Source organism: Fundidesulfovibrio terrae (assembly GCF_022808915.1).
Lineage (GTDB): Bacteria > Desulfobacterota > Desulfovibrionia > Desulfovibrionales > Desulfovibrionaceae > Fundidesulfovibrio > Fundidesulfovibrio terrae.
In genome coordinates this window covers 48,042-63,367 of record NZ_JAKZFS010000003.1, presented here as the reverse complement: position 1 = coordinate 63,367, position 15,326 = coordinate 48,042, and the positions used below count along the sequence as shown (strand labels likewise).

Sequence of the window (15,326 nt, the reverse complement as noted above, 5' to 3'; positions counted from 1 at the left end):
AAGTGTTCCGATGGTGCGGTGGAGTGGCGCGGCTGGCGTCGGTCGCTGAGTTGCGGGTCTTGGTCTAGAGGCGGGGGGAGGGCTGACGGTTACGCGCCGCCGCAAACGCGGCCCGGGCACGCAAAAAAGAAGGGGGAGATTGCTCTCCCCCATGATCTGGCGCGCGATGCAGCGCTCCTATTCGGTGACGGTGATGGTCCCGATCATGTGTTCGTGACCGGAACCGCAGAAATTGTCGCAGTGGAAGGGGAACGTCCCGACCTTGTCCGGGACGAAACGCACGGTGGTGGTTTTCCCGGGGGGGATGTCGCTGCGGAGCTTGAGGGCCGGGCAGGAGAATCCGTGCAGCCTGTCCAGTGACGTCAACTCGAGGACCACGGGAGTTCCCTTCTTCACAGTGATCGTTTGGGGGGAAAACTCGTACTGTTTCGCAGTGACCGTGACGACCTGCTCGTCCTGCTGCGCGAGAGCGGGCGAGGCCGTCATGGCCACCGTGCAAACCGCGAACAACAAGGCGACCAGCAATGGGATCGTGATGCCGCGCATGAGACTATTCTCCCTTGAGGGGGTATTCGGTCAGGGCGTATGCCCGGTCCTTGCCGGCGTCCACGCCCCGGAATCCCAGGCCCTTGAACGGCTGTGAGGGAGTCCAGGGAAGGGGGGCCTTGATCGGTACGGAACCCGGGGCGGGCAGGGGATACATGAGGCCCATGGCGGAGTTGTGTTTGATGCCGTCGGCTTCGTGGTGGTTCACCTGATGGATGTGCCCGTAGAAGACCGTGACGTTGTTGGTGAACGGCTTGAGCATCTCCAAGGCCTTGGCCCCGTCGCGGGTGTGCCAGTCCCAGTCAGGGGCAAGGTCGAACAGCGGCCGGTGGGTGAAGATGACCAGCGGCGCTTTCTTGTCGATCTTGCCCAGTTCGGCGGCGAACCATTGCAGTTGGGCGTCGCCAATGGTGGAGCCCGGGTTGGAAACATTGTCCAGAACGATGAAATGCACGCCTTTGTGTTCGAAGGCGTAGTGTGTTTCCCCGAAGAGCTCCTGGTATGCCTTGCCGTTGTCCAGCCCGGCGTCGTGTTCCCCGGGCATGAACCGGACATTCTTCACCTTGAGGGCTCCCACGATCTCACGGAATTCACCGAGGCGCTTGCGGCGTACCTGTTCGTCGTCCGTGGTATGGGTCAAGTCACCAGTGAAGATGATGAAATCGGGTTGGCGGGCCAGGGCGTTCACCGCAGCCACGGCCTTTTGAAGGGTCGTTCCGGCCTCGGGGTTCACTGCGGGGTTGTTGAAGCCCCAATGGGTGTCGGACATCTGCACGAAAAAGAAATCGTCCTGGGCGGGCGTTGCGGCATGCCCCAACCCGTTCATGCCCATGAGGCCGCTTGCGAACACCACGCTTCCGATACCCGCAAGTTTCAGGAACTCGCGCCGTTCGATGCCTGTTTTCATCACTGTCCCCCTTGAAGACCGCTAGTCGTGATCGAGCGGTGGAAAACTCACTCAATGACACAGGTAACCCGAACGGATGAAAACTGGCAAGGAAATGATGAAAAGACCTGGCGTTCTGGAAAAAAAGAAGCGGGGGGAGTGGGCTCTCCCCCCGCACGGTAGGGCCGCCCGGCGGTTGTGGGCAGCGTGGTGAGGCTCGCGGCTTTTAGGGCGGGGTGTGGTGGGGCGATGCCGCGAGGGGTTTCCGCCGGGCGGCCCGTGGGCCGTTTCTTTTGTCTCGGCGGGCTGTGCTTCCCGCCGAGAACACCATAACCAATTTCGTCAATCCCCGGAACAGGTTTTCACCTGTTCCGGGGACGTTTTTTCACTCGTCTATTTGCCGGCGCGGCCGTCGTCGCAGGGCTCGCCAGCGGTGCTGGTGTGCTCGGCTGTGTCGCTCAGGGTGCAGGACTCGGTATTGGCCGGGGCGCTGGCCTTGGCCTTCTCGCCGTTGCCGTTGGGATCGACGCCGGCCAGGACGCACAGCTGCTTCCAGCGGTCTGTGACGTCGGACTCCAGCTCGATGCGCAGCTTCTTGGCCTGCTCGGGCATCATCTTGTCCAGGGCGGCGAAGCGGTTCTCGCTCATGACGAAGTCGAGAACGGTTCCGTCAGGGGCCTTGGAGTCGATCACCATGGGGTTCTTGCCCTCGGCGATCAGGGTGGGGTTGTAGCGGAACAGCGGCCAGTAGCCGGAGGCGGTGGCCAGCTTTTCCTGCTCCTGGGTCTTGCCCATGCCGCGCTTCAGGCCCTGGTTGATGCAGGGAGCGTAGGCCAGGATGATGGAGGGGCCGGGGTAGGCCTCGGCCTCGGCGAACGCCTTGATCATCTGCTGCTTGTTGTAGCCCATGGACACGGTGGCCACGTACACGTTGCCGTAGGTCATGGCGATGCGCGCCAGGTCCTTCTTGCGGGTACGCTTGCCGGCCGCCGCGAACTTGGCGATGGCGCCGGTGGGGGTGGACTTGGAGGACTGGCCGCCGGTGTTGGAGTACACCTCGGTGTCCATGACCAGGATGTTCACGTTCTCGCCGGAGGCGATCACGTGGTCCAGGCCGCCGAAGCCGATGTCGTAGGCCCATCCGTCACCGCCGAAGCACCAGATCGACTTCTTGACCAACAGGTCGGCGTCGGTCTCAACGGCCTTGAGGGCGTCGGACTTGGAGGACTTGGCTGCCAGCAGCTTCTTGATCTGGCCGCCGAACAGGGCGGACTTGTCCGCGTCGTCGGGGTCGCAGGACCAGGCTTCCAGGGCGGCCTTGAGGTCGCCGTCGGCCTCGGCGGCGGCCGCCTTGACCTTGTCCTTCAGGAGCTCACGGCGCTGGGTGACGCCCATGCCGATGCCGTAGCCGAACTCGGCGGCGTCCTCGAACAGGGAGTTGCCCCAGGCCGGGCCGTGTCCGTCCTTGTTCTGGCAGTACGGGGTGGTGGGAGCCGAGGCGCCCCAGATGGAGGAGCAGCCGGTGGCGTTGGCGATGACCATGCGCTCGCCGAACATCTGGGTGAGCACGCGCACGTACGGGGTTTCGCCGCAGCCCGAGCAGGCGCCGGAGAATTCCATGAGGGGCTGGTAGAACTGGGAGCCCTTCACGGAATCGCGTTTCATGAGGCCGTCCTTCCAGGACACGGTCTGGCAGAACTTGAAGTTCGGGACCTGGGTGGCCAGCTGGGTCTCGATGGGCTTCATCTCCAGGGCCTTCTTCTTGGAGGGGCAGATGTCGGCGCAGTTGCCGCAGCCCAGGCAGTCCTCGGTGTTAATCTGGATGCGGAAGGCCATGCCCTTGAGTTCCTTGCCCTGGGCGGGAAGGGTCTCATAGGTGGCGGGAGCCTTGGCCTTCTCGGCATCGGTCAGCACGGTGGACACGATGGCGGAGTGGGGGCAGACGAAGGCGCACTGGTTGCACTGGATGCAGTTTTCCTTGATCCACTCGGGCACGTTGATGGCCACGGCGCGCTTCTCGTACTGCGAGGTGGACACGGGCATGGTGCCGGAGGGGTCGAACAGCGACACCGGCAGGGCGTCGCCCTGCTGGGCCAGGACCGGCTTGGCGATCTTGGCCACGTAGTCGGGCAGCTTCTCGGCGGACTTGGCCACGTCCTTGGCATCGGCCCAGGAGGCGGGGTACTTCACTTCCACGAGGGCGGCCACGGCCTGGTCGACCGCGTCGATGTTCATCTGGACGATCTTCTCGCCTTTCTTGCCATAGGCCTTGTGGATGGACTTCTTCAGCAGTTCCACGGCCTTTTCGAAGGGCAGCACGCCCGCCAGCTTGAAGAAGGCGGTCTGCATGATCATGTTGATGCGGCCGCCGAGGCCCACGCCCTGGGCGATCTTCACGGCGTCGATGTTGTAGAACTTGAGCTTCTTCTTGGCGATGGCGGCCTTCACCTTTCCGGGCAGCTCGGTCTCCATGTCGGCCAGGGACCAGTTGGAGTTCAGCACGAAGGTGCCGCCTTCCTTGCTTCCGGCCAGCACGTCGTACAGGGTGACGTAGTTGGCCTTGTGCACGGCCACGTAGTCGGCGGCGTTGACCAGGTAGGTGGAGCGGATGGGCTCCTTGCCGAAGCGCAGGTGGGAAACCGTGATGCCGCCGGACTTCTTGGAGTCGTAGGAGAAGTAGCCCTGGGCGTACATGTCGGTGTTGTCGCCGATGATCTTGATGGCTTCCTTGTTCGCGCCCACGGTGCCGTCGGCGCCCAGGCCCCAGAACATGCACTGCACGGTGCCGGCGGGGGTGGTGTCGGCGAAGGCGGGCACGGCCAGGGAGGTGCCGGTGACGTCGTCCTCGATACCCACGGTGAAGTGGTTCTTCTTGGCGGCGCCCATGTTGTCGAACACGGCCTTGACCATGGCCGGGGTGAACTCCTTGGAGCCCAGGCCGTAGCGGCCGCCCAGCAGGGTGGCGTTGTTGCCTGCGTCGCGCAGGGTGGTGGCCACGTCAAGGTACAGGGGCTCGTACTGGGAACCGGCTTCCTTGGTGCGGTCGAGCACGGTGATGACCTTGGCGGACTTGGGCAGGGCGGCCAGGAAGTCCTGCGCGCACCAGGGGCGGAAGAGGCGCACCGTGACCAGGCCGATCTTCTCGCCCTTGCAGGCGTCGATGACTTCCTTGACGGCTTCGCAGGAAGAACCCATGGCCACGATGACGCGCTCGGCGTCGGGAGCGCCGTAGTATTCAATGAGCCCGTAGGAGCGGCCGGTGGCGGCCGAAACCTTCTTCATGGCCTCCTTCACGATGCCCGGCACGGCCTGGTAGTACTTGTTGGCGGCTTCGCGGCCCTGGAAGTAGATGTCCGGGTTCTGGGCGGTGCCGCGGATGTTCGGATGCTCGGAGTTCATGGACTTGGCGCGGAACTCGGCCACCTTGTCCATGTTCACCATCTTGGCGATCTCGGAGAACTCGAGCACCTCGATCTTCTGGATCTCGTGGGAGGTGCGGAAGCCGTCGAAGAAGTGCAGGAAGGGGACGCTGGACTCGATGGCGGACAGGTGCGCCACCAGGGCCATGTCGTGGGCTTCCTGGACGGAGCAGCCGGCCAGCATGGCGAAGCCGGTCTGGCGGCAGGCCATGACGTCCTGGTGGTCGCCGAAGATGGACAGGGCGTGGGCGGCCACGGCGCGGGCGGACACGTGGAAGACGCCGGGCAGCAGCTCGCCGGCGATCTTGTACATGTTAGGGATCATCAGCAGCAGGCCCTGGGAGCAGGTGTAGGTGCTGGTCAGGGCGCCGGCGGCCAGGCAGCCGTGGACCGCGCCGGCGGCGCCGGCCTCGCTTTGCATCTCCCGGACCTTGAGGGTCTGACCGAAGATGTTCTTCATGCCCTGGGAAGCCCACTCGTCGACCATTTCACCCATGTTGGACGAAGGAGTGATGGGGTAGATGGCCGCGCACTCGGAGAGGGCGTACGCCACCCAAGAAGTGGCGGTGTTGCCGTCCACGGTCTTGATCAGTTTCTGTGCCATTTCCTTGTTTCCTTTCTACTGTATGTATGTGGGGTTGGTTAGAGCCCAAGACCCTGCCTGATGGCCGCAACGTCGAGGTTGGCCGCCACCAGTTGGGATGCTTGTTGAAATTTGCCGGGATCGCGCAGCTTGTGACGGGCGAGCAGCGCTTCCATGCGCCGGGCCACCGAGTAGGTGTCCTCGCGCACCACCATAATGGGCACCTCGGCGTTCTCCGCCCGGGCCAGGATGATGTCGTTGGGGTAGAGGTTGCCGGTGAGGATCAGGCAGGCGCAACGCCCCTCGATGGCCACCAGCTGCAAATCGGAGCGGTCGCCGCCCACGATGACCGCGGCCTTGGGGTGCTTGCGGAAATAGGCCAGGAAGTTCTCCACCTGCATGGTGCCGATGAGGAACGATTCCGCCACCACGTCGGCCTTGTGGGCGCTGGAGATGATCTTGCCGCCCAGGCGCTCGGCCAGGACGTTCACCGAGACGGCTCCAAGCACCCGGTCGTGGGGGATGATGCCCAGTACCTTCACTCCGCGCCGGGCCAGGAAGGGGGCCAGCACGGAGTTGACTTCCTCGAGGTAGCCGCCGGAGACGTCGGAGAGCACGCATCCGATCATCTTGTCGCCCATCTGCTCCTTGATGGCCAGGAGGATGTCGTAGTTCATCTCATGGGTGCAGCGGTCCACGATGACCACGGGCACGTCCAGGGCCTTGGCTACGCTGGCCCCGTCCAGGCAGGCGTAGAGCCCGGAGGTGAGGAACCCCCCGGAGCCGCCCACCAGGGTGACGTCCTTGCCCTTGGAAATCTTCTTGTATGCGGCGATGATGTCGCTGGTGCGGTCCTGGCAGGGACCTTGGGCGAAAACCTTGTGCATGAAGTCCTGGGTGACCAGGACCGGGGTGGCAGTGTCCGGGGCGATGTCCTGGCCCAGGGCCTCGCTGATGGCCACGGCGTCCAGATCTCCCCAGGCGTTGCCGACCTTGGCCGCTTGCGCTCCCACGGGCTTGAAGTAGCCCACGGAGAGCCCCTCCTTGCGGAACTTGAGGCCAAGCCCCAGGCAGAGGGTATTCTTGCCCGAATAGGGCGCGGTGGATCCAATGTACAGGCCTGGCATGAGCGAGGATTCTCCCTTGGCTACTGCGGCAGCAGCATCAGGCGCGTGTCAGCGACGACGGCGCGCTCGTTGTTGACAAGGACAGGACCTAATTCGGCCTCGAAAATCTCGGGGAAGTCCATCGCCAGTTGGGAGAGTCGGATGACGATGTCTTCGAGCGCTTCAATGTTCGCGGGCGGCTCCCCCCTAACCCCTTTCAGGAGCATGTAGGAGTCGATGCCTCGGATCAGCTGGCGGGCGTCGTGTATGGATACTGGAGCCAGCCGGTACGAAATGTCTCCCAGAACGTCAACATAAATTCCGCTCAGGCCGAAGCGCAAGAGCGGTCCGAAATGGTCGTCGCGACGAAAGCCGATGACCACTTCCTTCATGTTGTCGGGGGCCTGCTCCTGGATCATGCAGCCGGACACGTGGGCGTCCGGCCGGGTGATCTTCACGTGCCCGGTGATCTCCAGGAACGCGCTGCGCAGTTCCTCGGGGGTGGTGACGCCCACGGCCACGGCCCCGGCGTCGGCCTTGTGGGCGATCTGGGGCGAGGCCACCTTGCACACCACGGGGTAGCCGATTTTGGCGGCCACGGCCAGGGCCTCGTCGGATGTCCTGGCCAGGGCGGCGCGGGCGGCCGGGAGGTCGTATGCCTTGAGGATCTCCTGGGCCATCTGCTCGGGAATCTCGGTCATGCCCTGGGCGCGGGCTTCCTTGATGACCCGGCGCACCACGTCCTTGCGGCCCTCCACGCTGGCCATGACCGGCGAGGGGCGGGACTTGCGCACGCCGTAGCGGTACATGGCCTCCAGGCTGTGCACGGCCTGCTCCGGGAAGGCGTAGCAGGGGATGTTCGCCTGCTTGAGGAGCTTCACGCCCGGCTCCATGCGGGTCTTGCCCATGAAGCAGCACATCACCGGCTTGAGCGTCTTGGAGGCGACCTCGACCACGGCCTGGGCCATCTTTTCGGGATCGGTGAAGGCCGTGGGGGCGATGAGCACCATGAGGCTGTCCACCAGCGGATCGTTCAGGAGCACGGTGACGGCGCTCAGGAGGCGGGTTTTGTCCGCGTCGGCCAGGATGTCCACGGGGTTGTAGATGCCCGCGGTGGCCGGAAGGTCCGCCTTGAGGGTCTCCACGGTGGCGGCCGAGAGCGGGGCCATGGTCAAGAGCGACTTCTCGGCTGCGTCGGCGGCCAGGATGGCCGGTCCGCCCGCGTTGGTGACGATGGCCAGCCGCGGTCCCTGGGGCAGGGGCTGCATGGAGAATGCCTGGGCCAGGTCGAACATTTCGGAGACGGTGTGGGCGCGCAGGATGCCTGTCTGGCTGAAGGCCGCCTCGTAGGCGTGCTCCGAGCCAACCATCGAGCCGGTGTGCGAGGACGCGGCCTTGGCTCCGGCCGCGGTGACGCCGCCCTTCAACATGATCACGGGCTTTTCCCGGGTGATCTTGCGGGCCATGCGCAAAAACGCCTCGCCGTGCTCCACGTTCTCCACGTAGCCGAGCACCACCTTGGTCTCGGGGTCCTGGGCCAGGGCGTAGAGCATATGGGTCTCGTCCACCACGGCCTTGTTGCCCAGACTCACGAACTTGGAAAAGCCGATGGACTCGCCGATGGCCCAGTCCAGGATGGCGGAGCACAAGGCCCCGGACTGGGAGAAGAAGGCGATGTTGCCCTTGCCCGGGAATCCCGGCGCGAAGGACGCGTTGACCTTGTCGGCCGTCGAGAGAACGCCCAGGCAGTTGGGGCCGATGAGGGCTATGTCGTTGTCGCGGCAGATGCGCGCCACTTCGCCTTCGATCTTCCACCCCTCCTTGCCGGATTCGCGGTAGCCGGCGGAGACGATCACCGCCGCGCGCAGCCTGTGGGGCAGGAGGGCCTTGAGCGAGGGAACCACGGCGTCGCGGGGCACGGCCAGCACGGCCAGGTCCAGGGGGGAGGGGAGCAGGGAGATGTCCTTGTAGGACTTGAGGCCGAGGATGGAGTCGGCTTTGGGGTTGACGGGGAAGAGTTCCCCCTCGTAGCCGGCCTCGATCATGTTTTTCAGAATGGTGTGCCCAATCTTTCCTGAAGTCCTGGATGCGCCAACAACGGCCACGGTTTTCGGGCTGAACAGCGCGTCAAGGTGCATTCTTACTCCAATATGGGAAACCGGAGCCCATGCCCGGCGGTTCCATCCAGTTTCACGAAAACGGACGGGCTGTGCGCCCTGCCGTCTTCGTCGGCCATCCGAATACCTTTACAACTTCCGTTCCAACGCCGTTAGTGTCGTAAAAACAATATGTTAACTACATAGAATGTGTCCGGTCCTCCGGATTGACGGAGCGTGTCCGGTTAATCGGACGGCGTGGGAGGCTCAAACCGTCCGGATGTCCGGACAGTGACGGGCAGGCATGAATGGAGTATATGCCTTAAAGTGACACAGGCGTCAATCGGATCGCTGAAAGGACGCAAACGCATCCCGAAACGATATATCAAGGAGTTCGAATGGATATGGACGCACATTCGGGCCGCCGGGGGCGGGTGGTCATCGCCGGGGCGGGGTTCGGAGGCATATGGGCCGCGCGCAAGCTTTCCGGCTCGGGCCTGGACGTCCTGGTGGTGGACAAGCGCAACTTCCACACCTTCCTGCCGCTCCTCTACCAGGTGGCGGCGGCGGAGCTTGAGCCGGGCCAGATCGCCTACCCCGTTCGCGGCATCTTCCGGCGCAAGCGCGACACCCGCTTCGCCATGGCCGAGATCCGGGGCATCGACAGGCAGCGCCGGAGGCTCATCACAGACGGGCCGGAGATTCCCTACGACTGCCTCATCTTGTCGCTCGGCAGCGAGACCAACTTCTTCGGCATACCCGGCGCGGCCCGCAACTGCTTCGGACTCAAGTCGCTGGAGGAGGGCATCGGGCTTCGCAACCATATCATGAGCCTGTTCGAGGAGGCGTCGCAGACGAGCGACCCCTCCAGGCAGCGCGAACTGCTCACCTTCGTCGTGGCCGGGGGCGGCCCCACGGGAGTGGAGTACGCCGGCGCCCTGGCGGAACTCATCCGCGGCCCCCTGGCCGAGGACTTCCCGCTGCTCAACCTGAGCCAGGCCCGGGTGGTGCTCCTGGAGGCCGGACAGGCCATCCTGGCGCCCTTCCCGCAGGCGCTCCGCGAGTACGCGCTGAACAAGCTGGGCCGCAAGGGCGTGGAGGTCCACCTGGGAGCCCAGGTGAGCCGCGTGGCCCCCGAGGCCGTGCTCATGGAGGACGGCAGCGCGCTGGCCACACGCACCGTGGTCTGGACCGCCGGCGTGCGCGGTCCGGCCGTGGCCGCGAACCTGGGGCTGGACACGGGGCCGGGCGGCAGGATTTTCGTGGGCGAGACCCTGCAGTCGCGCAGCGACCCTTCCATCTTCGTCATCGGGGACATGGCCCACTTCGAGGGGCCGGGCGGGGCGCTGCCCATGCTGGCTCCGGTGGCCATGCAGCAGGGGAAGCTGGCGGCGGTGAATGCGAAGCGCCTGCTGGCCGGGAAAAAACTCAAGGCCTTCCGCTATTTCGACAAGGGCGTCATGGCCACCATCGGGCGCGCCGCCGCCGTGACCACCTTCGGGAAAGTGAGCTTTACAGGCTACACCGCCTGGGCGGCCTGGCTGTTCGTGCACCTGCTCATGCTCATCGGCTTCCGCAACCGCCTGGCGGTGCTCATCAACTGGGCCTGGGACTATTTCTTCTTCGAGCGGGCGGTGCGGCTCATCGTGCCGTGCATGGCCGACAGGCGCTCCAGCGCCGGATTCGAGAGGGACGCGGCCCGGCCGGAAGGCGACGGCGGGGGAATCTGAACGGGCCAGGGGGAGCGGCCGCAAATCACGGACTGGGAGGAGCTTCTTTTGCCGGGCGGAACGCCCGGCGATCCCGGCGAAACGGGCTCGTCGCGCCGCGCCGCGCTTCAGGCGGCCGGGGAACCGGCGGGCTTGTCCAGGGAGAGCCCCGGCAGGGTGAGCAGGGTGCGCTTGGCCTTGCGCTTGCGGCGTTCGAATATCTCGGGGCGCGATCCCAGGCGGTAGCGCCAGAGCCAGCACGGCTCGTAGGGCTCCTTGCAGGTCGGGGAGGCGGCGCAGGCGCGCACGCGATCCCGGCCGCCGCAACAGCAGGCCAGGCACTGGCGGCGGATGGCCCGCACCGGGGGCCTCGTCTGCTCCGGGGCGGGACCGAGCCTGTAGGCGTGCAGGGGGCAGGCCGTGTCCGGGCACTCCGACACCAGCACGTAGGATCCGCCCATGCAGGACACGCAGAACTTGCGGACCGACTCGGACGCGCTCAGTTTCCTGATGATGGTGGTGCTCATGTCGAAACCTGCCTTGTGGCGTTGGCCTTTGGGGGCCCGTTCGGGGCCGCCCGCGTTTTCGCCCGTGTGTCCTTTCCCGGCGCAAAAGGCAAGGCCGCCCTATTTGGACCGGAAAACGCCCAGTACGTCGTCGTCAGGCTTTTTTACATATATTTCAGGAAGTTCATAGTAGACATGGTCGATGGCCAGGCGCTGCGTGAAATCGCGCCTATCGTCGTAATTGAGCAGGCGGACGCTGCCGTCCATGCAGCGGCACTCGGCGTCGAAGGCGTCGCCGAGCAGATCGGGGATGACGCGTCCCTCTATCACTCGGCAGGGTTTGGTTCCGAAATTGAGGAGCTGGGAGAAGGCTCGGGCCTCGGGGCTGTCATAATCGAAATCCCATTGCCTGCGCTGCTGGACGATATATTGGATGATGTCAGGCACGTTGTCGTCCTGGTCGCGGTTGAGTTCGGGAGTGGCGTTGTTGGGCCTGCTCTGGGCCAGGAGCATCTGTCCGGTGAGGATGAGCGCCGCCGCCGCGAGGCAGGTCAGGAACTTGGGACGCATGGTGACTCCGGTGGAACGTTTGCCCCCTCATGCAACAAGGGGGCGCGGCTGTCCAGACCGGGAGGCCGCACGCGGGCGCGGTTGCTGTACCTGCGAAGCTATGGCAGTATTACGACCGATCATGGACATGCCAACCGTATCTCTCGACACGCCCGGCGGCGCATCCGGCAAGGTGCAGCCGGTCCGTACCGTGTTGCGCGACATCCTCACGCCCGGCGTGGTGGGTGTTTCCGCCGGAGCCTGCATGAGCAAGGCTCTGGAGTGCATGAGCGGGCAGCGCATCAGTTCGGTGGTGGTCCTCACACGCGGCAAGCCCGTGGGCATCCTCACCGAGCGCGGGGTCATCCGGGCTGCGGCCGAACATGGCGCGTCGCTGCAAAATCTCAAGATCAGCCAGGTGATGACGAGCCCGGTGCTCACCGCGCCCGAGGACATGCCCATTCATCAGGCGTTTTCGTTGCTCCTGAGCGAGGGCATCCGCCATCTTGTGGTGGTGGATTCCTGCGGTCGGGCCATGGGTATGGTCACGCAGACCAACATGATCCGCAATCTGGGTGTGGAATATTTCGTGGAGATCAAACGGGTCTCGCAGATCATGATCCGAAACGTGGCCAGCCTGCCGAGCCGCCTGAACCTGCGTGACACGCTGGACCTCATGGTGCTCGGCCCCTACAGCTGCGTGGTGGCCATGGAAGACGGGGTTCCGGCGGGCATCTTCTCAGAGCGCGACATGGTGGCGGCGGTGTCGGGGAGCGGCGATCTCGACGGAACCACCCTGGCCCAGGTCATGTCCAGCCCGGTCATCACCATCACAGGCGACACGCCGGTGCACACGGCGGCGACCATGATGGGGGACATGAATGTCCGCCGGCTCCTGGTGACGGGCGAGGACGGCAAGGTCGAGGGAATCCTCACCCAGTCCGACATCGTCAAGGGCCTGGAGGCCCGCTACGTGGAGATGCTCAAGGATGTCATCCGCGAAAAGGACGAGCTTCTGCGCGAGGCGGTCATGGAAGCGGCCAGGAAGTCGGTCTACCTGGACACCATACTGAATTCCTCGATGGACCTGGGCATCGCGGCCACGGAAGGAGGCGTCATCGCCTTCATCAACCAGTCCGCCCAGGACATGTTCGGCGTGATCGAGGGCGACGTCATCGGCCGGGACATCATCGAATTCCACAAGAGCCTCGGCGTTCCGGCCAGCCGGATCAGGCGCGTCCTGTCCCATGTGCGCAAGGGCAATTCCCACGCGTTTTCCACGCGCCTCGGCGGCGGGGCGGGTAAATACATCGACGGCCAGGTCAGCGGCATCGCCGGACCCGCCGGGAAGCCGGACGGCTACGTCTTCATGATGCGCGACGTGACCGAGCGGCGCAGCGCCGAGAACACCATCCGTCACATGGCCTACCACGACGCCTTGACCGGCCTGCCCAACCGCCTGTTGGTGGCCGACAGGCTGGAGCAGGGCCTGGCCCAGGCCAAGCGCCGCGCCTGCCTGCTGGCGGTGATGCTCCTGGACCTGGACGGGTTCAAGGCCATCAACGACAGCCTGGGGCACAACGTGGGCGACGAGTTGCTCAAGGCCATCGGAGCCAGGATCGCGGGGCTTCTCAGGAAATCGGACACGGTGGGGCGCATGGGCGGCGACGAATTTTTGATCGTGCTGCCGGAGGTGAAAACGCCGGAGGGAGCCGCCTCCGTGGCCTCCAAGATGCTCAAGGCCGTATGGGAGCCTCGGGTGCTGGCGGGTCGGGAGATCGTGGTGAGCACCAGCATCGGCCTGGCCCTGTACCCTTGGGACGGGGCGGACGCCAAGTCGCTGATCCAGAGGGCGGACGCGGCCATGTACAGGGCCAAGGAAGCCGGCCGCAACACCTACCGCTTCGCGGGCGAGGGCCGGGACGGACAGAGCTTCCGTCATCCCTGACGGAGCATACGGCCCAGCTCAGGCCGTCCGGTAAGGCATCCGCGCACATAATCCAGACAGGCCGTCCGGTAGGGCGGCTTCGTCCGTCCAGTCCGGCACCAGTCGTACCGGAAGAACGCTTCGCTGTATCCCTACTGACTGTGGGTCCGCACCCAGGCGTCCCTGATGGCGTCCTCAAGAATCTTGGCGCGCATCTGGACATAGGCGTCCCGGGCGGCGCTGTAGGGCTCCACGGCCGAGCGCTTGAGCTCCTCGTAGACATCCAGAGTCTCGGGGATGCGGTTTATTCTGCCGGCGCCGCTGATGGCCAGGGTGAGCAGGTAGGGCGCTTCGGGGAGGAACGTGGTGGGCTGGGCGGTGGCGTCGAAAGCCAGGCCCACGCCGTCGCGCAGGGACGACGGCCCGAGGATGGGCAGCACCAGGTAGAAGCCGTGCCCCACGCCCCACACGCCCAGCGTCTGGCCGAAGTCCAGGGTCTGCGGCCCCATGCCGGGCTTGGTGGCGGCCAGGTCGTAGAGGCCGCCCAGGCCGAAGGTGGAGTTGACGATGAAGCGTCCCAGCTCCCGCGAGGCCTTGTCCGGGCGCAGCTGCAGGATGGCGTTCACGAAACGGGCCGGAAAGAGGAAGTTCGAATAGGCGTTCTCGATGCGGTCCCGGGCGTACTTGGGCAGCACGGTGGTGTAGGCCCGGCTGAAGGGCTTGCCCAGGCCCATGTAGAACACGTCGTTGAACCCGAACCAGAAACGGTTCCATGGCTCAAGCGGATCGGCGATCTGGGGCAGGGGGGCGTCCTCGGGGTCGAGAGGAGCCTGGGCGGCTTTCTTGGAGGCGCACCCGGCCGCGGCGCACAAGGCCAGCAGGAGGGAGAGAACCAGGACGAGGCGGCGGCTGGATGATTTCATGAACGTACCTTAGCTGGCCGAGCCCATGGTTTCAACCCTGCCGATGAGCTGGGCGGGACTTTCCTTGGCCAGAATCTGGTTGAACTGGTTGCGGTAGTTCTGCACGAGGCTGACACCCTCGATGACCACGTCGTAGACCTTCCAGTCGTTCTTCTTGATGAGCCTGTACACTATGGGCACCTCCTTGCTGGAGGTGACGATCTTGGTGCTCACTTCCGAACGGCCTTCACCCAGCACCGACTCGTCCATGAACACCACCTTCTCGTCGGTGTAGGCTTCGATGCGGCGCAGGTAGGTGTGCTCCAGAAGCCTCACGAACGCCTTGGTGAAACGCTGGCGTTCGTCCGGATTGAAGGCTTCCCAGTTGGCTGCCAGGGTGCGCCTGGCCAGTTCCTCGGGGTCGAAAACCTTGCTCACCGCCGCCTGGAGCTTTTCCGTGCGGGCAGGGTCGCCGGATTTGGTGCTGGAGAGCACGGACAGCACTTCGTCCACGCTGGCCTTGAGGGTGTCGCGAGCCTGTCCGGCCTGGGCTGCGTGAGACCAGCCGGAAAGAAGCAAAACCAGAAAAAGCACGTTCAGGGCACGCGCCGTCATTTCTTCTCCTCCTTCACTCCGCCGAAAACGTACTTGCCGATGAGTTCCTGGATGTCCACGGAAGATTCCGTGTCGGTGAGCAGTCCGCCTGGCGCCAGGGGGTCTCCGGCGCCGCCGGGGGTGATCTTCAGGTATTTGTCGCCGATGAGCCCGCTGGTCTTCACGGACACGATGGCGTCGTCGGTCACTTTCACGCCTTTCTCGATGAGCATGGTCACGATGGCGTGCTTGTCGGGCGAGAGCCCGATGGACTCCACCCGTCCCACGCGCACCCCGGCCAGCTCCACTCCCGCGCCTTCCTTGAGGCCGGTCACGTCGATGAAGCGGGCCTTGATCTCGTAGCTGTCGCCACCGAGCACTTCGAGCTTGCCGAGCCTCACCGTGAGGTAGGCCGCGCACAAAAGCCCGGCCAGAACGAACAGTCCGGCCGCCAATTCCACGGAACGATTCTTCATTGTGTCCACGCAGTATGCCTCATCACC

Annotated in this window: 12 protein-coding genes; 2 read left to right on the top strand and 10 right to left on the bottom strand. The window is 64.8% G+C overall.

The annotated features are described in order from the left end of the window. Nucleotides 1–177 precede the first annotated feature (177 nt). From ML540_RS11110 to ML540_RS11090, 5 genes are all read right to left on the bottom strand, one after another. Complete coding sequence (locus ML540_RS11110; protein WP_243361006.1) at nt 178–546, bottom strand: cupredoxin domain-containing protein; 369 nt, start codon at nt 544–546, stop codon at nt 178–180. 4 nt (nt 547–550) lie between these two features. After that, nucleotides 551–1,453, bottom strand: coding sequence for a metallophosphoesterase family protein (locus ML540_RS11105; protein ID WP_243361003.1), 903 nt, complete (start codon nt 1,451–1,453; stop codon nt 551–553). 372 nt (nt 1,454–1,825) lie between these two features. After that, nucleotides 1,826–5,455, bottom strand: coding sequence for a pyruvate:ferredoxin (flavodoxin) oxidoreductase (nifJ, locus tag ML540_RS11100; protein WP_243361001.1), 3,630 nt, complete (start codon nt 5,453–5,455; stop codon nt 1,826–1,828). A 38-nt stretch (nt 5,456–5,493) separates the two neighbouring features. Continuing rightward, nucleotides 5,494–6,561, bottom strand: coding sequence for a phosphotransacetylase family protein (locus tag ML540_RS11095; protein WP_243360999.1), 1,068 nt, complete (start codon nt 6,559–6,561; stop codon nt 5,494–5,496). A 20-nt stretch (nt 6,562–6,581) separates the two neighbouring features. Then, the gene (locus tag ML540_RS11090; protein WP_243360996.1) at nt 6,582–8,678 is read right to left on the bottom strand and encodes an acetate--CoA ligase family protein; all 2,097 of its coding nucleotides are present in this window, start codon (nt 8,676–8,678) and stop codon (nt 6,582–6,584) included. A gap of 362 nt (nt 8,679–9,040) precedes the next feature. Between ML540_RS11090 and ML540_RS11085 the strand changes: the two genes are divergently transcribed. Then, nucleotides 9,041–10,366: an NAD(P)/FAD-dependent oxidoreductase gene (locus tag ML540_RS11085; protein ID WP_243360994.1), complete on the top strand. Its 1,326-nt coding sequence runs from the start codon at nt 9,041–9,043 to the stop codon at nt 10,364–10,366. A gap of 107 nt (nt 10,367–10,473) precedes the next feature. Here the strand turns inward: ML540_RS11085 and ML540_RS11080 are convergent, their stop codons facing one another. Beyond that, nucleotides 10,474–10,872 (bottom strand): restriction endonuclease, encoded by a 399-nt coding sequence (locus ML540_RS11080; RefSeq protein ID WP_243360993.1) that lies wholly within the window; start codon nt 10,870–10,872, stop codon nt 10,474–10,476. A gap of 99 nt (nt 10,873–10,971) precedes the next feature. Beyond that, entirely contained in the window at nt 10,972–11,421 is a 450-nt protein-coding gene (locus tag ML540_RS11075) for a hypothetical protein (protein ID WP_243360991.1), read from the bottom strand. Nucleotides 11,422–11,542: 121 nt separating this feature from the next. Between ML540_RS11075 and ML540_RS11070 the strand changes: the two genes are divergently transcribed. After that, complete coding sequence (locus ML540_RS11070) at nt 11,543–13,348, top strand: diguanylate cyclase domain-containing protein (RefSeq protein WP_243360988.1); 1,806 nt, start codon at nt 11,543–11,545, stop codon at nt 13,346–13,348. A gap of 131 nt (nt 13,349–13,479) precedes the next feature. Here ML540_RS11070 and ML540_RS11065 read toward each other — a convergent pair whose 3' ends face one another. Genes ML540_RS11065 through mlaD form a run of 3 tightly spaced genes read right to left on the bottom strand, consistent with a single transcriptional unit; the run spans nt 13,480 to nt 15,299 of the window. Then, nucleotides 13,480–14,250, bottom strand: a complete 771-nt coding sequence (locus tag ML540_RS11065) for an MlaA family lipoprotein (RefSeq protein WP_243360985.1) — start codon at nt 14,248–14,250, stop codon at nt 13,480–13,482. Nucleotides 14,251–14,259: 9 nt separating this feature from the next. Beyond that, on the bottom strand, nt 14,260–14,844 hold the full coding sequence (locus ML540_RS11060) for an MlaC/ttg2D family ABC transporter substrate-binding protein (RefSeq protein WP_243360982.1): 585 nt from the start codon (nt 14,842–14,844) through the stop codon (nt 14,260–14,262). Beyond that, nucleotides 14,841–15,299, bottom strand: coding sequence for an outer membrane lipid asymmetry maintenance protein MlaD (gene mlaD, locus ML540_RS11055; RefSeq protein WP_243360980.1), 459 nt, complete (start codon nt 15,297–15,299; stop codon nt 14,841–14,843). The genes ML540_RS11060 and mlaD overlap by 4 nt, the downstream gene beginning before the upstream one ends. Between the last annotated feature and the right edge of the window lie 27 nt (nt 15,300–15,326).